Raw genomic sequence first — 19479 nt, forward strand, 5'->3', positions numbered from 1 at the left:
TATATGATAGAATGCAAAATATATTAAATATTGGAGGATATAGTAATGAATCAGAGTAAAGGCACAGGAAAGCTAGTTGGTGGAATCTTTTGTGGAATCATAGCAGTTATAAATCTTTTGTTGTTCCTTGTTTTTGGAGTTACAGCTATCGCCATAAAGTCAGAACCAGAGTTGATTGAAGAGTCTCTTGCTGCACAGGGATATGGACCAGAGCTCATGGGACCTGTAACATCAGTTATCAATGGATTTGCTATTTTTGCATTTGCAATTATGGTGATCATGATCATTCTTTGTGTTAAGCTTTGCGGCGCTTATTCCAAGCAGGCCAAGCTTGCCAAGCAGAATGCAGCTATGGGCTACAATCAGTTCCAGAACGGACAGATGCCATATGGACAGATGCCAAATGGACAGTTCCAGAATCAGCAGTTTGCAAATCAGCAGTTCCAGAACCAGCAGTTCCAGAACCAGCAGTTCCAGAATGGACAGACTACAGGCGGTCAGTTCTCAGGACAGAACCAGAACAACACTACAATGTAATTTTTGAAGACTACGGGCGTGCATTTCTGCACGCTCGTTTTTTATGCTCATTTTTTTCACTTTTTTGCTAAGAAATGTATCTAAGTACGGATGTATAATTAAGCTATGATCACATTTAATACACGGATAAAACTAAATTCAGAACTAGAAGCCTTATCATCGGTAAAGATGGCAGTATCGGCGCTTCAAAGGGATATTGCTAATACTTGCTATAAGACAGCTACTCCTGGAATGGATATAATCTTGGAACAGGCACCGGATATTAAGGGGGAGTGCTTTATCATCAAGGAAAAAGACAATACTCTTTCCATAGCTGCTTCTGATGAACTTGGTTTTATATACGGAATCTACCATGTTAGTAAGACCTTTTTGGGAGTGCATGAATTCTGGTTCTGGAATGAGCAGAAGTTTTCCAAAAGGGAAGGATATCAGGTGCCTTCAGACTACTATTTTGCTTCAAAGCCTTTTGCAGTAAGGTTCCGCGGATGGTTTGTTAACGACGAGGTTCTGATAGACGGTTGGCAGATAGATGGCAGCAGGCAAAAGCCTTGGGAGATGGCCTTTGAGGCTCTTCTTCGCTGTGGTGGAAACATGACAATACCAGGAACAGATGAAAATGCCCATATATACTGCGATCTGGCTTCCAAGATGGGATTGTGGATAACTCATCATCACGCAGAGCCTCTTGGTGCACAGATGTTTTTACGAGCTTACCCTGATCTTGAACCTTCTTATGACAAGCATCCTGATCTTTTTGAAAAGCTCTGGATAGAAGCAATAGAAAAGCAAAAGGACAAAAAAGTTCTATGGAATGTGGGCTTTAGAGGCCAGGGTGACAGGCCGTTCTGGGCAGATGATCCTGCTTATGACACTGACGAAAAAAGAGGAAGGCTTATCAGTAAACTTATAAGGCGCCAGATTGATCTTTTAAAGTCCTATGACAAGGATGCTATTTGCTGCAGTAATCTCTATGGCGAGACTATGGAGCTTTACAAGAAAGGATTTATAGATATCCCTGAGGATGTCATCTTCATCTGGGCTGATAACGGCTTTGGAAAAATGGTTTCAAGACGTCAGGGCAACCACAACCCGAGGGTTCCAGCACTTCCAGAAGTAGGAGCTAAGGGACGCCATGGTATCTACTATCATGCATCCTTTTATGATCTTCAGGCAGCAGCGCAGATGACTATGCTTCCTAATTCTCCAGAGTTTGTTGCAAGAGAGCTTGCAAGAGTTTGCGACCATAATGCCAAAGATTACTGGATAATCAACTGCTCAAATGTTAAGCCACATGCCTATATTCTGTCCCTGATTGCGAGATTGTGGGAAAAGGGCCCTGATGGCGATGGCCTAAATATGGATGAATTCTGCACACAGTATTGCAGTGATTATTTCGGACGGGAAAATGCCGGTCTTGTATCTGAACTTTACATGTTGTGGTCTTCGTACTGCCCTAAGTACGGACCTAATGAGGATGACAGAGCAGGAGAACAGTTTGCACAGCATGGTGCGAGAGTGTTAATGACTGGACTTGTTACTAATTTCAATGTGGATAATCCTGCAGATACTAAAGCGGCAGCCCAGTGGCGCTGGTTTTCCGACAAAGACAGGCTTATAGAGCAGGTTCAGGATTATAAGAAAATTGTAGAGGGCGCAGTAAGCGGCTATAGAAAATACCTTGATAAGTGCCTTGATGCAGAAAGCAAGATGGATTCTCAGGGAAAAGAGCTACTAGAAGACCTTCTTATCTGGCAGGTTCAGTACCACTACTACGGCTACCTTGGCGCACTTCATATATGTAACGTGGTTGAGAAAGCTCTTTTACCTCAGCCAGATTTCCTTGATGCCTTCTATGAGGCGGGGCTTGCGGCCAAGGCTTTTTACGAAGGCTATGATAATATGCGCACCCATGAAAATGGAGCGTTTGAAGGATTTTTTGATAATGACTGTGAAGCTGACATAAGGCAGTCCTACTATGCGTCTAAGTCTCTTATGGGATTTTTGAGATTCCACGGGGATGGACCGCACTTTTATGAATGGCAGCGCAGATTCCAGCAGGGAGCCGGAGGAGAGAAAGTGCATCTGATCCTCAGGATCAAAAAGCACCTACCTGATGATGAATTGTGGAAAATGATACATGAGCACAAGGAAAGACCATCCACTTGAGGATGGTCTTTTATTGGCACATATTATGCTTTCTTTCTTCCAGACTCTATAAGCTCTTTTTCAAAAGCCTCAGGATTTTTCAGGTAATAATCCTGATGGTATTCCTCTGCTTCGTAGAAGTTCTTGTAGGGTAAAAGAGCTACCTGGGCCTTCTTGCCAGATGCGGCTTCAAGAGCATTTATCTTGTTCTGGGCTAGTTCTTTTTCCTCGTCGCTGCTGTAGAAAATAGCGAGAGTATAGGAAAAGCCTTTGTCGATGTACTGGCCTTCGCCGTCATAAGGGTCAACGTTGGCAAAATAAATATCAAGGAGCTTATCATAGGCTACTTTCTCAGGGTCATAGACAAGCTTGATAGTCTCTCTATGTCCTGTTTCCTGGTGCTTGACCTGCTCGTAAGTAGGATTTTCTTCATCGCCACCTGCGTATCCGCAGATTACCTTGTCAACTCCGTACATTTTATAGATTGGCGTAACGCACCAAAAGCATCCGCCAGCAAAATAAGCTTCTCTCATTATGTCTCCTTTTTAATGGCCAATTATTTATTTGCTGATTCTGTGAAGTTCACTTGTTTCAATGATTACTAAAAGAGTAGTCTCTTCTGTGAGCTTTCTGTTTGGATCGATGAAAGCCCAGTTACTGCCTCCGTTGCGGACAGCTACTACATTGAGCTTATATTTTTTTCGAAGTTCAAGTTCTATTAGACTTTTGCCAACCCAACTCTCCCTAGGCTTGATCTCAATCATGGACAGGTTATCATCTACCTGGAAGTAGTCCATGAAGTTATCTGACAAAAGAATCCTTGCAGACTGATTTCCTCCGAAATCCTCCGGGATAATGATCTTGTCTGCACCGACTTTCCTAAGGATGGATGACATTCTCTCTGATGAACTTTTGGCAACTACAAGGGGAACACCCAACTCTTTTGCCACAGCTACGATCATGATGCTGGCAGCAAGGTTCCTGCCCATGGCACAGACAACAGTGTCCATATTCTTGATGTCCAGAGCCTTTATCTCTTCTTCATTTTCAAGGTCAGCGCACACAGCAACGGTGCAATGATCCTTCATTTCCTCAATCTTATCTTCATTTATATCTGCGACCAGAACGTCTGCGCCCATGTCGTAAAGACTCTTTGCAAGGCTTGTTCCGTATCTTCCAAGTCCGAGTACTGCAACTGATTTTTTCATATATCCTCCTTAACCTACGTAGAATTCGCCATCTGCGTATTTGCTGGTATTATTGCTTTTCTTGGGGTTGGCAAAAAAGATCGCCATTGAAATAGGGCCAATCCTGCCAAGGTACATAGAGATAATGATGATGATCCTTCCTGCCAGATTTAATGAGGGAGTCAGATCTCTCGTAAGGCCTACTGTAGCTGATGCACTTACAACTTCAAACAGAGCATTGGTGATTCCAAGACCTCTATTTGTTGCCATAAGGGCAAGTGTCATTACTACTACGGTAAAAGAGCTGACAGCTACGATAACTGTGGCCTTTCTCATGAGGTCGTCATCAACCCTTCGGTGAAATACCAGGTTCTTTTTATCCTGATTGATATAGGTGATGATATTCATGGTGGCCAGGAAAAATGTTACTGTCTTGACACCACCTGCAGTACCTATTGGAGATCCACCTATGAACATTAATAAATAAGATACTATGCAAGAGGTTTCAGTCATGCGGCGCTGGGAAAAGCTGGCAAATCCAGCTGTCCTAAGGGTTACTGACTCGAAGAAGCTGTTTATTATCTTATCTGGAAGAGACATATTTCCAATAGTTCCAGGATTGTCGTATTCAAATATGAAAATAGCAACAGCACCTAAAAGGATAAGTGAAAAGGTCAGTGACAGCACAAGTTTAGTGTGCTCCGAAAAACGCTTCCAGACCTGGACTGGGGTATAACCTTTTTTAAAGCCATATTTGACGCCAGATGAAACATCAAACCATACAACGTAGCCAAGACCGCCCATGACGATGAGCAGCATAGTTGTAAGGAGCATACCTGGCTGGCTGCTAAATTGTCCCATACTGGTGGGACCTATGATGTCCATTCCTGCGTTACAAAAGGCAGATACTGAGTTAAAAACTGAGGCCCAGATTCCTTTTTTTACTCCTAGTAAAGGTACCAGCGTAAAAGAGTAAAGAACTGCACCGATAAGTTCGACGGTGAAGGTCCCAAGCATGATGCGGACCAGTTTGCCAAGAATTCCTGACCTTGTGTTTAAGTTAAGGGCATCCTTGAGCATCATCCTCTGGCCCATTGAGAATTTTCTCTTGGTTACCAGAAGAAGCATTGAGAAAACGGTGATGATTCCAAGACCGCCAATCTGTGCCAGGACCAGAATAACTGCCTGACCAAAGACGCTCCAGTGGCTGTAGGTATCAACAACTACAAGGCCGGTTACACAAACTGAGGTTGTAGCTGTGAAAAGAGCTGTTATAAAATCTGTACTCTGACCTGATGCGGCAGAAAATGGCAGCATCAAGAGGATTGTTCCTAATATAATTGCCCCAAGAAAACTTAGTGGTATTAAGTGTTCTGAGGATAAACTCCACTTTTTCAAATTCTTCTCCTAAAAATGCGTATTAGCAATGGATAAATTGCTAATACGCATTATAGCAAATAATCATAGAAATCGCTTTATACAGTTTTACCAAGTTTATTGCTTATCAAGGCGCTCAGGAAGAAATACTTACAGAAGTAGCATGGTTATCAGCAATTTCAATTTCAAAATATAGCTGGGAGTCCATAAGCTGGGTGAGGTAATTGTCAAAATCTTCTTTGCTTACGATTTCCGGGCCTTCTTCTCCGCCAACCATCTGAAAAGTGGTGTCATCTGTGATGGTAAATGCATAGATTCCATTGTCGGAAACAGATACTATATCCTGATCCTGGAAGTTTCTATATCCGAAATTTCCGTAGATAACAAGGTTGTTGTCGATTATCTGGGCCTGATAGATGATAGTGTACAAAGAACCATATTCATTAGCTGCTCCAATTTTATCTTTTCCTGAGGATTGCAGAGTACCGGAATAAAAGCCATCTGCTGTGTTAAATTCAACGCCTTCCGGAAGAGAAGAAGAGGTGTCTTTGTCAGTATCTTTATCCTGAGCGGCAGCTGAGTCATCTATTGGCTCAAAAATACTTCCTGTTTCAGTGTTTGCTGTCACATCAGCATTTTCTTTTTTTGATCCGCAGGCTACAAGGCTAATACCAAGTGCCAAAGTCAGAATTACTCCAAGAGTCTTTTTTTTCATATTTTTTTCATTCCCCTCTCAAAATGAAATTACCTATTTATTATACAAGATTCTACGGTAAATAATTAAGTAGAAATTAAGTAAATCATAAAAGTTGATAAAATCACATTATTTTGATGCTTATATGATTAGTTTTATGATTTTTTGGCGATATCTAAATATAAGATAAAGTTAACAACTGGCCGAAAATATGGTCAACAGTATGATTCAAAGAGAGGGGATATTCATGCAGGAACGTAGAAGTATTAACAGAGTGGAATTTATAGCTAATAGTGTGATTGTAGACAAAGAGACACTTACCAGATACTACGGGCAAGTCAAGAATATCAGCCCTTTGGGAATTGCGATAACTGTTGATAAAAGAATTCCTGATCTAGTAGGCAGGGATGTGATCATTGTTGCAGAGACAATGATCATGTACGCAGAGGCTGTGCGTGAAGACAAAGAAGAAAATGGCAAGAAGACACTTGCTTTTAAATCCAGAAAGTTTACGCCTGATGTACTACAGTATCTGTTTACACAGATAGGACTAGAGGATGCTTCTGAGTAAAGTGAGAGGACACGCTTATGAAGAACAACACTCTTACCAACAAAAAATTAGTATCTGCACTGATGATCGGTATTTCAGCCATGATAACCTTGCAATCGCCTGTAACAGCATATGCAAGTGGGCCAAGTGAGGAATTGCCAGATAATACTGGTCCGGAACCGAATACCGAGACACAGGCAGAAAGTGTCGATACTTACGAGTCAGTAACTTCTGATGCCCAGAGTCAGGCAGACACAGCTAAGGAGGCAATTGCCGTAAACCAGGAGCAGGCTCCTGCGGCAGAGGGGCAGAAGGCAGCTGATGCGGTGGTGACAGGCGGCGCAGCCCATGACGCTCAGGAAGCAGCAAATCTGATCCTCTCTGGAAATGAGGAGGCAGGAATCCCTGCAGCATCCGTATCAGAGGAAGGAACAAAGGCTGGCGGAGAGATAGGAAAACTTGTAGAAGCTGCTGAGGCTATCGTCAACGATGGCCCGCAGGAGGATGGAAGTATTGCGCCATCTGCAGTTTCTGATTTTTCAGAAGCTGCTTCCAAGGTGGCAGAAGTTAAAGGTGATCTTATTCAGGCTGAAGAAGTCAACAAAGAGATAGAAGCATCTTATAGTCAAGTTCAGGAAGAGTCAAAAGAGATAACAGATTCAGCCAGTGAAATGATAAAAACTGCCGACGGAATGAAGCAGGATACAGAAAATGCTGATACCAAGGCTGCTGAGCTTGTAGAGAAGGTCCAGAATGCTACAAGTGAAGAAGATGCCCAGAAGGCCAGGAGTATAACTACCACGAGTTTAATTTCAAATATAGGGATAAAGACGGTAATATTCATGAAGCAACCAGATACTTTAACTGGGATTCACTGACCAAGTTAAACCTTGGTGCTCTTAATCTTAATAGTAACGCAGGTGTGGTTATCTTTGAAAAGACTGAGGATGAGATTGAGGCAGACAAAAAGGTCAAGGAGTACTATAAGGGACAGTCAATCCTCAATAATAATAACAAGAAAAATGCTTATAATCAGGGCAAGTTTGATGTCTTTGTATACACAGATGATACAGGTCAAAAGAACTATCTCATCCGGGATGAGATTGAGAACCCACAAGATGCAAGCAAGTTCTCTTATGGAGATGATGGAACACCACTTAGCTATGATGGTCATGAGCTTAAAATGGTTGTTCAGAACCAGAACAACCTTCTCCGTGATGGAAACTGCCTGATTGTAGCTTCCGAAAAGAATATTGTGAAGTACACTACTCAGAATACAGATGTCCGCAATAAAGTAATCTGGAATGATGGAGTACAGAGACTTTCAGATGAGAAAGTTAAATCGATCATTGAAAACAGCAGGGCACTTAATAACTTCATTGCCCAGAACAGCGTGGCTAAAAATCCTAATACTGCGGAGCTTATGTCCAAGTACGCCCAGTATAAAGAGGCTACTATGGAAGCTAAGGCTGCTGCGGCTGCGGCAACAGATGAGGTTGATAAGCTGGCTGATGCAATTGACACCATCAAGGAAAAGAGCAGAAACAAGAAATCCAGAATGGCGGTGGATGTCCTAGGGGTATCTGATATTGCAATACATCTTGGAATCACTGTTTCTGCAGAAGAAGCCACAAGGCTAAATGGCATGACTATGTCAGAGCTTGTAAATGAGCTTAATGGACTGAAAGTTCAGGCTGATGAAAAGGCTACAGCTGCTCAGGAAAAAGCTAATGAGCTTCAGGCCAGATTCGATAATGCTGCTGGAGCAGGCTTTGGCGATGTGGTTGAGATTGGAGAAGAGGAAGTTGCACTATCCGATGGTATTACAGATCCTTCTGCCGAAATAGATTCAAGACCGACACTAACAGCTCAGCAAAACGTGGTAAAAGCCGATACTGAAAAGGTTGTTACTATTGAGGAAGAACATACAGCTCTTTCGGCATCAATAGAAAGTGGAACATTACCAATCAAGAAGAACTGGTTCTGGCTCATTGTCATTGCTGTACTTGGAAGCACCGGAGAAATGCTCTACAAGAGACACATGGAAAAGAAGGAAGAAAAACTTCGAAAAGAAGATGATGAGTGGGGCGATTGATAACAACCCATGTAAATGATACTAAGATAATAAAAAGGACTGCAGCTTGAAAACTAGCTGCAGTCCTTTTTGAAGAACTACTGATATGAAATATGTCAGTCAAGCGAAGCGCTTCTTTTGCATAAATACTGCATTAAAGAAGACGTCCTACAATCGAGTCAAACAAGCTAAAGCCTAGCTGGACTGAAATAATTGAGAATAACCAGTATGCGATGAATACCAGCATACCTACATTGAGGATAGCAGTGCTAAATCTCTGGCCTTTTGGTATTTCCTCTTCATGATGCTGGAATACAAATTTTTTGTGGAACACGATCATGAGTATGATACCAGCGATAACAAGCATGAAAATGAATATTGAGAATAAGCCAAGTGTAGCAAAGACATCAATATGTTCCATTACATATTGGTTGTATTTTTCCATATCTCCACTGTAGTAGAGATCCATAAATTCTGATAAGTTTATTTTTGAACTCAGGATCAATGTAAGTGTAGTGCTAAAGCCATTTACAAACATGTGGAAGAGGATAGTATACCAGATTTTGCCTGTTCTAAGGTAGATAAAGGCAAAAAATATGCCAATGCCGAAAGCATAGACAAACTGAGCAAGATTGCCATGATAAAGTCCAAACATCAGCGCAGAAACCAGCATTGCCGTAACTTCACCGTAGTTTACCACCCTGTCGATGATGAACTTTCTAAAGAGAAGCTCTTCGCAGATTGGTGCAAGTATAGTAACGACAACAACCTGTACTACAGGGGATATGTTTCCCAGGGCATCAATAAGCGGATTCACATTTCCAAGACCTGTGTATTTCCCAATGAAATTATTGATAAGAATGCCAACGATATTGAAAAGAATCATTGTTGCGTAGGTTATGCAGATTGAAGTGAGAATTCCGCCAAATCCCAGTTTGTTTTTTTGAATGTCAAATTTGGGGAGCTTTCTGATAGCAAGATACATAGCAGGGTATAACAGGCCTACGCGGACAGCGTAATTGATTATTATGTTTGCATCCCCTTGAAGTCCTTCTTTTCCTGCAATCCTGGAGTATACAATATAGCAGATAGCCATAACAACAAGATAACAAAAGTAAAGAAGAACGTAACTTAGCCCGATACGGGAGTAAGTTTCCTTTGCTTTATTTTTTTCCATATAAACCTCCATAAAATCAAAAAATATATGGTTATTATAAACTAAAGATACTTCCTGAGGAATTATCTATTTTGTGAATAATTTGTGCATAATTTGTTATATGTGGCAATAAAAAATCAATTGCCACAAGTTCTTTTTTTTCGTATAAATAAATGTAAAAGAAAACATGAATGCAATATCATTTATTGATAATAGGAGGCATACCATGGAAAAGAAGTTATCAAGGCTGTTTGACTATCAGAAATTCGCACACAGTAGTGAACTTGCAGATGTTCTTGCGGATGTGGACTCGCGATATCCAATGGCCAGAGAACTGTCGGATGATGATCTTATGAATGTAGCAGCTGCAGGGTCTATGATGGACAGCTGTAATGGTAAAGGCGAAAGACCAAAGAAGCGCACATAAAAATTTATCGGAGGAGTAAGTAGAGGTATGATAAACGAAAGTTTCAAGGCCATGTTGGGGGCCAAGTCGGTTATCCGAGAGCTGTCGGAGTATGCCACAGCAAGGGGGAAGGAGATCGGCTACGAGAACGTTTTTGATTTTAGTCTTGGAAATCCAAGTGTAGCGGTACCACAGGAGTTTACAGATGAGATGGTAAGGCTCCTTAAGGAGGAAGATACCATGACGCTTCATGGTTATACTCCAAGCCTTGGAAATCCTTTATATAAAGAGAAGATTGCGAAGTCCTTAAATGAAAGATTCGGAATGAATTACGGACCTGAACATATCTTCCCTACTACCGGAGCAGCGGGAGCAATAGCTCACGCTGTTCGTGCTGTTACTAAGCCTGGAGATAAGGTCATTACCTTTGCACCTTTCTTTCCTGAGTATGGACCATATATAACCGGAGCTGGTCTGGAGCTTAGCATAGTTCCAGCGGATACAGAATCTTTTCAGATCAATTTTGATAAATTTCAGGAGATGCTTGATGAGAAGGTTATGGCTGTACTTGTGAATACGCCCAATAATCCATCTGGAGTTGCTTATTCTACAGCAACTCTTACAAGACTTTCCGAGATTTTAAAAGACAAGTCAAAAGAGTTTGGACATACAATTTTCCTTCTTTCAGATGAACCATACAGAGAGATTGTGTTCAAGGGGGCAGATGCACCTTACGTTTCCAAATTCTATGATCATACCCTTAGTTGTTATTCTTTCTCTAAGTCTTTGTCACTTCCTGGAGAAAGAATTGGTTATGTTGCAGTTAATCCTGCCTGCGAGGGAGCAGAGTTCATCGTGCCAATGTGCGGCCAGATATCAAGAGGCACAGGACACAACTGTCCTCCATCCATCATTCAGCAGGCAGTTGCCAAGGTATGTGGCATGACAGCAGATCTTTCTGTTTATGAGACTAATATGAATATTATTTATGATACCCTTGTAGAGCTTGGCTTTACAGTAGTAAAGCCCGGGGGAACCTTCTACATCATGCCTAAGGCTCTTGAAGAGAGTTCAATAGAATTCTGCAAAAAAGCCAAGAACTACGACCTTATCTTTGTTCCTACCGATGGTTTTGGGGCACCTGGGTTCTTTAGAATGGCTTATTGCATAGATACCGAGAAGGTTGAGCGTGCAATGCGGAGATTAAGGGAGTTTGTAAAAGCAGAGTATAATCAAATGCGTTGACAATGCGGGTTAAGGGGTGTAAACTCTATTTCGTAAACTGCTTTATTGTTTTAACGAGTTGCATAAATCACTTTTGATTTTTGAGGAGGAGAAAAAGAGATGGCCGAAATCAAGAAGACAGAGGCAACTGTAAAACCCGTTGCTTCAATCAAGACACCCGTTGTTGCAGAAGCTAAGATAGCAGAGGCTCCAAAGGCTACAGTTGCAGCCAAGAAGCCAGCAGCTAAGAAGCCTGCAGTTAAGAAGGCAGCAGCTACTACAGCTAAAAAGCCTGCAGTTAAGAAGGCTGAGCCCAAGAAGGCAGCAGCTCCAGCTACTAAGAAGGCTCCTGCTAAGAAGGCAGCAGCTAAAAAACCAGCTGCCAAGAAGGAAGTAGCTCAGACTACATTAAAGACAAACATTGTACTTCAGTATGCTGACAAGAACGTGACCTATGATACTCTTGTTGAGAATGCTGAGAACGTTTATCAGTATGATATGGGCAAGAACGTTTCAGATATCAAGAAGCTTGATCTCTACGTTAAGCCTGAAGAGAATACTGTATACTTTGTTGTTAATGACAAGGAACACAATCAGTACGGATTATAATTTTATAGTGCTCAAACAGTTTATAAAGTCCTGGTCAGCTGCTTGCAGTTGGCTGGGACTTTTTGCGTTAAAACAAATGATTGTATACAAAACGTTCTTTACGTAAAAAAGAACATTAATATTACACTTATTCTCGAAGGTGCATAGAAACTGCTTATCGCTGGCGATAAAATTTTATTTTAATAATTTTTTTAGAAATTGATTATTTTTTCTTGACTTAAATTAATATCGCTCGTACACTATTATCAATACGATGAAGTATGAGAGTGCTTCATTTTTTTTACCCTAAATACTTTAATGCTTAAAAGTGGTAATGGGGAAACGCTTTAAATCAAATCAGTTTTGTCAGACTATTACGTATTATCGGTAAAAATGCCCTTTTAGGTGCTTTTTTATAATATTATGTGGAGGAAAAGTGTATGAAAAGAAAAGTGGGACCCGCTAGGGTGCTCGCAGTGATCTTAAGTGCTACATTTGCACTTACTAATGTGGTCACTGTTTCAGCTACATCTGGGGATGACGCAGCTAACCTTTCCAGCAGCCAGGAAGAGGCAGCACAGGAAACAAGCGCAGCAGCTGAAGAAAGCACAGATGAGAGCGGAGTAGCTGCTTCAGAAGCAGCTGAAGAAGTTTCAGAAGATGCGCCTTTGTTCGAGAAGGTTAATCCTGAAGATGAGGATTACTTGAATGAAAAGGAAGTTTTTGAAGGTGATGTAGCAGAACTTCCAGTTGAGGAGAGAGATCCTGAGGAGCAGACTCGTGTAATCATCGTTATGGAGGGCGATAGCGTCCTTGATAAGGGATATGACACAGAGAACCTTGCTGACAATGATGCAGCTATGAATCTTTCAGAGCAGATCGTTGCCGAGCAGGAAGAGACAGTAGAAAAGATCGAGGCTGAGGCTCTTGATGGAGAAACACTCGATGTTAACTACAATCTTTCAATCATCACAAACGCTGTATCTGCAGACGTTGCTTATAAGGATATCGCCAACATCGTTGATGTTGATGGTGTAGAAGCAGTTTATGTAGCACAGCAGTATGACCCAATGGTAGAGACAGCTAACCCTGAGACAGTTACAGCTGGAGAGATGGTTGGCAGCTATACATCATGGGCTACAGGTTACACAGGTGCAGGCACAAGAATTGCTATCATCGATACAGGTATTGATTCAGATCACCCTTCATTCGATGAAGGAGCTTTCAAGGCTCACCTTGAGGAGACAGCAGAAACTAACGGTAAGAGTGTTGAGGACTACAACCTTCTGACAGCAGAGGAGATTGCATCAGTTCTTCCAAATCTTAACGTGGCACAGAGAAGTGAAGGCGTTACAGCAGATCAGCTCTATTTAAACGAGAAGATTGCTTTCGCTTTCAACTATGTAGACAAGAACCTTAATGTTACACATGACAATGATGATCAGGGTGATCATGGTACACACGTATCTGGTATTGCTACAGCAAACTACTATGTTCCTAACGCAAACTCAGATACAGGATATGCTAGACAGGATATCGGTGTTGTAGGTGTTGCTCCTGATGCACAGCTCATCACTATGAAGGTATTTGGTGCTAAGGGCGGTGCTTACAGTGATGACTATATGGCAGCTATCGAGGATGCTATCCTTCTTAAGGCTGACGTAGTTAACCTTTCACTTGGTTCATCAGCAGCTGGTTATTCAGCTGATTCTGAAGCTTACATCAATGATGTATTTAACAAGCTTCAGGGAACAAGCACAGTAGTATCAATCTCAGCTGGTAACTCAGGTCGCTGGTCTGATGATTCTTCATATGGTGTTAACCTTAGTGCAGATGTAAACCAGGATACAGTTGGTTCACCTGGATCATACTACAATGCACTTACAGTAGCTAGTGCTGTAAACAGCTCAATTACTGCCAAGTATTTTGATGTTGCTGGCCAGAAGATCTTCTATTACGATGGAAATGATACAAAGGCTCCTAAGTTTGCAACACTTGCAAAAGACGAGGATGGAACAGAGTATCCATACGTATTCCTTAATGCTAAGGGATTGCCTGCTGATTATGAGGGAGTTGATGTAACTGGTAAGATTGTATTTGTACAGCGTGGCGAGTGCACATTCGGTGAAAAGCAGATGAATGCTGAAGCTGCTGGTGCAAGCGCTGTTATTATCTACAATAACCAGCCAGGTACTATTAATATGACACTTCAGGGAAGCACAGCTGTTATCCCTGCAATTTCTATCACACTTGCTGATGGAGAGGCAATTGCAGCAGCTTCCACACAGGTTTCTGATAAGGTTTACGAAGGAACACTTACTGTAGTAGACAAGCTCGGCGTTAATTACAATGTTGCTGATGGATACACAATGAGTGATTTCTCATCTTATGGTGTTCCTGGAACACTTGATCTTAAGCCTGAGATCACAGCTCCTGGTGGAAATATCTACTCAACAACAGACAACGGTACATACGGAATCATGAGTGGTACATCAATGGCTGCTCCTTCAATCACAGGACAGAGTGCACTTGTTGAGCAGTATATCCGTGAGAACGGACTTGATGCACGTACAGGACTTTCAGTTCGTACACTTGCTCAGTCACTTCTTATGAGTACAGCAGTACCTCTTCACGAGGGTAATGATCCTGAGGGACTTGAGTATTCACCAAGATCACAGGGTGCAGGACTTGGAAATGCATACAATGCAGTTACAACACCTGTTTATGCTCTTGTTGGTGACAAGGAAGGCAACGACGGTAAGGTTAAGGCAGTTCTCGGAGATGATCCAGAGAAGAGTGGTAACTACAGCTTCTCATTTGATCTCTACAATTTAACTGATGAACCTCAGTATTACGAGCTTGATGCATCTGTTCTTACTGAGCAGATCTATGAGCAGAGCGGACTTACATTCTTTGCTGGAACATCACACAAGCTTAACCCTTCAGTTTCACTTACAGCTGATAACACAGTTCCTATTTTTGATCTTGATGGAAACGGTGTAACAGATAAAGCTGATCAGAAGGCGTTCCTTAAGGTTGTAAATGGAACACTTGAGAATGAAACATTTAAGGCACATCCAGATTTATTCGACCTTAACGATGATGGTGCTGTAAATACTAAGGACGTATATCTCTTTACAAAGAAGGATCTTTCTTCAGAGAAAGCTTTAGTTGAAGTAACAGATAAGACAACAGTTAATGTAAATATCAACCTTTCAGACAGCGACAGAGAGTATCTTGCATTGTTTGAAAATGGTATGTATGTAGATGGTTTCGTATATGTTGATGGCGATGTAGATCTTTCAGTTCCATTCCTTGCATTCTATGGAAGCTGGGCAGATTCTTCAATGTTTGAGCCATATGACTTCTTCGAAGCTAGATACAACAAGGATTATGCAGGACAGACATATTCAGGAGTTTCAAAGACTAACTTCCTGTCAGTGTTCCCAATTGGCGATACTGATGAGTACTACTTCACTCCTAACATGTTCGTAGATGAGGATGAGTACTTACCACAGAGAAATGCTATCAGTTCAGAAAATGGAACATTACTTGGTTCACAGTACTACTCACTTATCAGAAATGCTAGCAGAGTAATTACAACAATCAAGGATAAGAACACAGGTGAAGTTTACTTCGAAGATACAAAGACAGAGAACTATGCAGCATTTGTATATCAGGGAGAGTGGCAGAATTATATCGACAATACAGAGCTCAACTGGGCTGCTACAGACAAAGAGGGTAAGCCTCTTCCAGAAGGAACAGAAGTTGAGGTAACTCTTCAGGCGATTCCTAGCTACTATGACAAGGTTGAAGATCCTACTACTCTTCAGAATGCAGGTCTTTACCTTAGAACACCTATGACAGTTGATAACACTGAACCAGAGATCGTAAATGTTGCTCCAAATGCTGAAGACCCAACAAAGATCGATGTAACAGTTAAGGATAACCGTTATGTATCAGCACTTCTTGTATATGACAAGAATGGAAAGAGCCTTGAAAAGCATGCTATCAACCAGACAGAAGAAGGCGCTGAGACTGTAGTAACAATCAATAATTATGATAAGAAGATCTTTATTGATGTAGCAGACTATGCTCTTAACATTGTTGAGTATCGTATAAACAACACAGACCATGAAGAGACAGAGTTCGTTGAGTCTATCACAATTGACCAGGGTGAAGAGATCATTCTCGGAACATGGGTAATGGATAACTTTACAGCAACTGTTGGTCCTGATTGGCTTGCAGAGGGCGCTGATGGTGTTACATGGTCATCTTCAGATGAGGATGTATGCTATGTTCTTTCATCAGGTCTTTTCCTTACATTTAGTGAGGGCGAATGCATAGTTACAGCAGAGACAGTCAATACAACAGTTGATGGTGAGCACCTTACAGCTCAGATCAAGGTTATTGTAAATGATGAGCTTTATGAGGGCAGCAAAGAGCTTCCTGAGAACCTTCCTGAGGATGTTCCAGCAGAGTTCAGAGCACGCTTTGAGCAGATCAAGGCTGCAAGAGCAGCTAAGGCAGATGACAGCGCTTCAGAGGCATCAAGTGAGGCTTCAAGCGTAGTTGCTGAAGATGAAAAGACAGATGATGCAGCAGTAGCAGCTTCTTCTGAGGTAGTAGAAGAGGCATCTGACGAGGCATCTACAGGCGCTTCTGATGATGAAGTAGTAGAGGATCAGGCTGGAGAGGCTGGTTCAAATGAAGAAGTTGTAGGAGGAGAGAATGATGATTAAATTATTGAATAGGGGAGTCGTTCTCGGATTAACAGCAGCAGTTCTTTTCTCAGTAGCACCAGCACAGACAGTTGCGGCAGCAGATGTTGCCCCACTTCACACAAGTGTTACTGTTGATGGAAAGGATTCAAAGCAGACAGTTACTTATGATCTTAATCTTGATACAGTTACTACTACAGATGGTAGAGTTGCTGTAACATACGATCCTGAGGTACTTGAGCTGACAAAGGCAGCTGATAAAGTTAATTTTGACATAGAGGACTTCAATAGCGATTATTCAGATGAGGATTCAAAAGGTGTAGCATTTGCTTATGTTAATGCTAAGCCAAAGAGCCGTAACGGAAAAGTTCTTCACGTAAAGTTTGCTGTTAAGGACTGGACTAAGGCTCAGGACACTGTTATCAAGACAGAGGTATTTGGTATCAACAACGAGGATCAGGAGGTTGTTCCTGCAACTGTTATCGAAGATCAGGTTTCAGTTGGAAGAAATAAGCCAGTTACTCCTCAGAACGTTACAGCTACACAGGTAGTTGGCGGTGTTGAGATCAAGTGGACCAAGGATGAGAACGCAGATTACTACGTAGTATATCGTGCAAAGTCCGAAGAAGGACCTTACCAGAAGGTTGGTACTTCTAAGGGTGATTCACTCCTTAATGTATTCGTAGGCCAGAAGGACTACTACTATAAGGTAGTTGCTCACCAGACAGGTTCACCATCTTATGATTCAGAGCCTTCAGCTCCAGTTAAGGTTACTGTAACAAAGCTTCTTGGAGTTATTGGTGGCTGATAAGAATTTACATTAAATAATGAAGAGACCTGCATCAATTAAGGTGCGGGTCTCTTTTTTCTTTTTTTATAATTCATACATTATTAATAAATGTAGAGGTTGACATTGGATGTAGGGAGTGATATTTTATGATACAGAAGATGTTAGCACTCAAACCTAGTGAGTGCTAACACTCAAAAATACCATTCCAATGAATTTAACCGGTGAATGCAGAGGAAAGGCCTATGGAACTAGACGAGAGAAAAAGAAAAATACTTCATGCTATAGTTAAGAATTACCTGGAAACAGGAGAGCCTGTAGGAAGTCGTACCATTTCCAAGTATACAGATCTTAACCTTAGCTCAGCCACAATCAGAAATGAAATGGCTGACCTTGAGGAAATGGGACTTATCTTACAGCCTCATACTTCAGCAGGTCGTATCCCTTCAGATCAGGGCTACAGAGTATATGTAGATGAGATGCTAAGGGACAAGGAGCAGGAAGTTGAGAACATGAAGGAGATGCTTCTTGACAAGGAAGAGAAGCTTGAGAACCTGCTCAAGCAGGTTGCCAAGACTTTGGCTGTAGATACTAACTATGCAACCATGATATCTGCACCTCAGATCAGGAAGAATAAGCTTAAGTTCATACAGATTTCCAAGGTGGATGAGGGACATCTTTTAGCTACCATAGTAATTGAAGGCAATGTCATCAAGAACAAGATCATTCCAGTTGATGAGGTTTTGGATGATGCCACAATGCTCAAACTTAACATCCTTATGAATACAAGACTTGATGGTCTTGCAGTTGAGGATATTAACTTAGGTCTCATCGCTGCTGTCAAACAGGAGGCAGGTATTCACAGTGAGATCATTGGAAATGTTATAGATGCCGCAGCAGAATCTATCACAGCTGATGAAGATCTGCAGATCTACACAAGCGGAACAATGAATATTTTCAAGTATCCTGAGCTTACAGACAGTGCCAAGGCCAGCGAACTGATCAGTACTTTTGAGGACACCAAGGATCTTACCAGCATTGTTGAGGGAACTCTTTCAGCAGATACTGAGGAGACTGGAATACAGGTTTATATTGGTAATGAAACTCCCGTACAGGCCATGAAGGATTGCAGCGTAGTTACAGCAACCTACGAGCTTGGAGATGGCATGAAGGGTACAGTAGGTATAATAGGACCTAAGCGAATGGACTATGACAAGGTTATATCGACTCTTAAGAACATGAGACATGCGCTGGATGATCTTTACAAGAAGGACTAGCGCAGTTTGACATAGATTAGTGATTATCATCAGGAGGCAATTGATTTGAGTAATACAGACAAGAAAGAGAAACAGGTTTCCGAGCAGGAGAAAGAGGTTCTCGAGGATATCATGGAAGAGCTCGAACAGGAAGCAGAAGAGAGAGCTGAGAACAAGGAATCCGAGAACAAGGAAACAGAGAGCAAGGAAACAGAAAATATGGATTCAGCGGACAAGGCTGAGGCGCCTGCAGATGCTGAAGCTCACAAGAAGAAAGGACCTTTTGCCAAGAAAGAGAAAAAGGATCCACTTAAAGAGAAAGTTGAAGAACTCAATGACCGTGTCATGAGACAGATGGCCGAGTTCGATAACTTCAGGAAGAGAACAGACAAGGAAAAGGCTCAGATGTTTGAACAGGGCCAGGGTAGTGTCCTTGAGAAGCTTCTTCCCGTTATAGATAATTTTGAGAGAGGCCTTGCAGCAGTTCCAGAGGCAGAAAAGGATGGAGCTTTTGCAGATGGTATGAACAAGATTTACAAGCAGCTTATCAAAGAACTTGAAAATCTTGGAGTAACCCCAATTGAAGCTGTGGGTAAGGAATTTGATCCTAACCTTCACAATGCAGTAATGCAGGTTGAGAGTGCGGAGTACGAATCCGGAATAGTAGCACAGGAACTTCAAAAGGGATATAAGTTCCACGACACCGTGCTGAGACATAGCATGGTTGCTGTTTCACAGTGATGATCGCTTTGAATGCGATCTGAATAAATAAGATAT

Annotated in this window: 17 protein-coding genes; 12 read left to right on the forward strand and 5 right to left on the reverse strand. The window is 41.7% G+C overall.

Translation table 11 applies throughout. The features are described from left to right. The first annotated feature begins 45 nt into the window (after window positions 1-45). Together BLO53_RS07490 and BLO53_RS07495 are read left to right on the forward strand one after the other, a co-directional pair. The gene (locus tag BLO53_RS07490; RefSeq protein ID WP_092060194.1) at window positions 46-537 is read left to right on the forward strand and encodes a hypothetical protein; all 492 of its coding nucleotides are present in this window, start codon (window positions 46-48) and stop codon (window positions 535-537) included. A gap of 105 nt (window positions 538-642) precedes the next feature. Further along, window positions 643-2703, forward strand: coding sequence for a glycosyl hydrolase 115 family protein (locus BLO53_RS07495; RefSeq protein ID WP_092060196.1), 2061 nt, complete (start codon window positions 643-645; stop codon window positions 2701-2703). 23 nt (window positions 2704-2726) lie between these two features. On the opposite strand, the gene msrA is transcribed toward BLO53_RS07495, so the two are convergent. The 4 genes from msrA to BLO53_RS07515 form a co-directional block, all read right to left on the reverse strand. Then, window positions 2727-3215, reverse strand: a complete 489-nt coding sequence (gene msrA / locus BLO53_RS07500; RefSeq protein WP_092060198.1) for a peptide-methionine (S)-S-oxide reductase MsrA — start codon at window positions 3213-3215, stop codon at window positions 2727-2729. A 27-nt stretch (window positions 3216-3242) separates the two neighbouring features. Beyond that, the gene (locus tag BLO53_RS07505; protein WP_092060200.1) at window positions 3243-3890 is read right to left on the reverse strand and encodes a potassium channel family protein; all 648 of its coding nucleotides are present in this window, start codon (window positions 3888-3890) and stop codon (window positions 3243-3245) included. A gap of 9 nt (window positions 3891-3899) precedes the next feature. Next, window positions 3900-5267 (reverse strand): TrkH family potassium uptake protein, encoded by a 1368-nt coding sequence (locus BLO53_RS07510; protein WP_242875333.1) that lies wholly within the window; start codon window positions 5265-5267, stop codon window positions 3900-3902. A 115-nt stretch (window positions 5268-5382) separates the two neighbouring features. After that, the gene (locus BLO53_RS07515) at window positions 5383-5961 is read right to left on the reverse strand and encodes a hypothetical protein (RefSeq protein WP_092060204.1); all 579 of its coding nucleotides are present in this window, start codon (window positions 5959-5961) and stop codon (window positions 5383-5385) included. A 226-nt stretch (window positions 5962-6187) separates the two neighbouring features. On the opposite strand from BLO53_RS07515, the gene BLO53_RS07520 reads away from it, so the two are divergent. From BLO53_RS07520 to BLO53_RS07530, 3 genes are read left to right on the forward strand one after another with little or no spacing between them, the layout of a single operon-like run. Then, window positions 6188-6511 (forward strand): hypothetical protein, encoded by a 324-nt coding sequence (locus BLO53_RS07520; protein WP_092060206.1) that lies wholly within the window; start codon window positions 6188-6190, stop codon window positions 6509-6511. A 17-nt stretch (window positions 6512-6528) separates the two neighbouring features. Then, the gene (locus BLO53_RS07525) at window positions 6529-7368 is read left to right on the forward strand and encodes a hypothetical protein (RefSeq protein WP_092060208.1); all 840 of its coding nucleotides are present in this window, start codon (window positions 6529-6531) and stop codon (window positions 7366-7368) included. A gap of 44 nt (window positions 7369-7412) precedes the next feature. Further along, complete coding sequence (locus tag BLO53_RS07530; protein WP_092060211.1) at window positions 7413-8585, forward strand: hypothetical protein; 1173 nt, start codon at window positions 7413-7415, stop codon at window positions 8583-8585. Window positions 8586-8718: 133 nt separating this feature from the next. Here the strand turns inward: BLO53_RS07530 and BLO53_RS07535 are convergent, their stop codons facing one another. Beyond that, on the reverse strand, window positions 8719-9741 hold the full coding sequence (locus tag BLO53_RS07535) for a CPBP family intramembrane glutamic endopeptidase (protein WP_176757208.1): 1023 nt from the start codon (window positions 9739-9741) through the stop codon (window positions 8719-8721). 205 nt (window positions 9742-9946) lie between these two features. Here BLO53_RS07535 and BLO53_RS07540 point away from each other — a divergent pair, with 205 nt between their 5' ends. The 7 genes from BLO53_RS07540 to grpE all read left to right on the forward strand — a co-directional run bounded on the left by BLO53_RS07540 (window position 9947) and on the right by grpE (window position 19443). Further along, the gene (locus BLO53_RS07540) at window positions 9947-10147 is read left to right on the forward strand and encodes a hypothetical protein (protein ID WP_092060215.1); all 201 of its coding nucleotides are present in this window, start codon (window positions 9947-9949) and stop codon (window positions 10145-10147) included. Window positions 10148-10174: 27 nt separating this feature from the next. Continuing rightward, a complete protein-coding gene (locus tag BLO53_RS07545; protein WP_092060217.1) occupies window positions 10175-11371 on the forward strand; it encodes a pyridoxal phosphate-dependent aminotransferase in 1197 nt (398 codons plus the stop codon). 99 nt (window positions 11372-11470) lie between these two features. After that, window positions 11471-11959, forward strand: a complete 489-nt coding sequence (locus BLO53_RS19190; RefSeq protein ID WP_092060219.1) for a DUF6465 family protein — start codon at window positions 11471-11473, stop codon at window positions 11957-11959. Window positions 11960-12378: 419 nt separating this feature from the next. Continuing rightward, window positions 12379-16680: a S8 family serine peptidase gene (locus tag BLO53_RS07555; RefSeq protein ID WP_092060221.1), complete on the forward strand. Its 4302-nt coding sequence runs from the start codon at window positions 12379-12381 to the stop codon at window positions 16678-16680. Next, window positions 16670-17467: a hypothetical protein gene (locus BLO53_RS07560; RefSeq protein ID WP_092060223.1), complete on the forward strand. Its 798-nt coding sequence runs from the start codon at window positions 16670-16672 to the stop codon at window positions 17465-17467. Before BLO53_RS07555 ends, BLO53_RS07560 begins: the two co-directional genes overlap by 11 nt. 224 nt (window positions 17468-17691) lie before the next feature. Further along, window positions 17692-18723, forward strand: coding sequence for a heat-inducible transcriptional repressor HrcA (gene hrcA, locus BLO53_RS07565; RefSeq protein WP_092060225.1), 1032 nt, complete (start codon window positions 17692-17694; stop codon window positions 18721-18723). Between the two features lie 45 nt (window positions 18724-18768). After that, complete coding sequence (gene grpE, locus BLO53_RS07570) at window positions 18769-19443, forward strand: nucleotide exchange factor GrpE (protein WP_242875334.1); 675 nt, start codon at window positions 18769-18771, stop codon at window positions 19441-19443. Window positions 19444-19479: the final 36 nt, after the last annotated feature.

This window comes from Butyrivibrio sp. INlla14 (assembly GCF_900102515.1).
Lineage (GTDB): Bacteria > Bacillota > Clostridia > Lachnospirales > Lachnospiraceae > Butyrivibrio.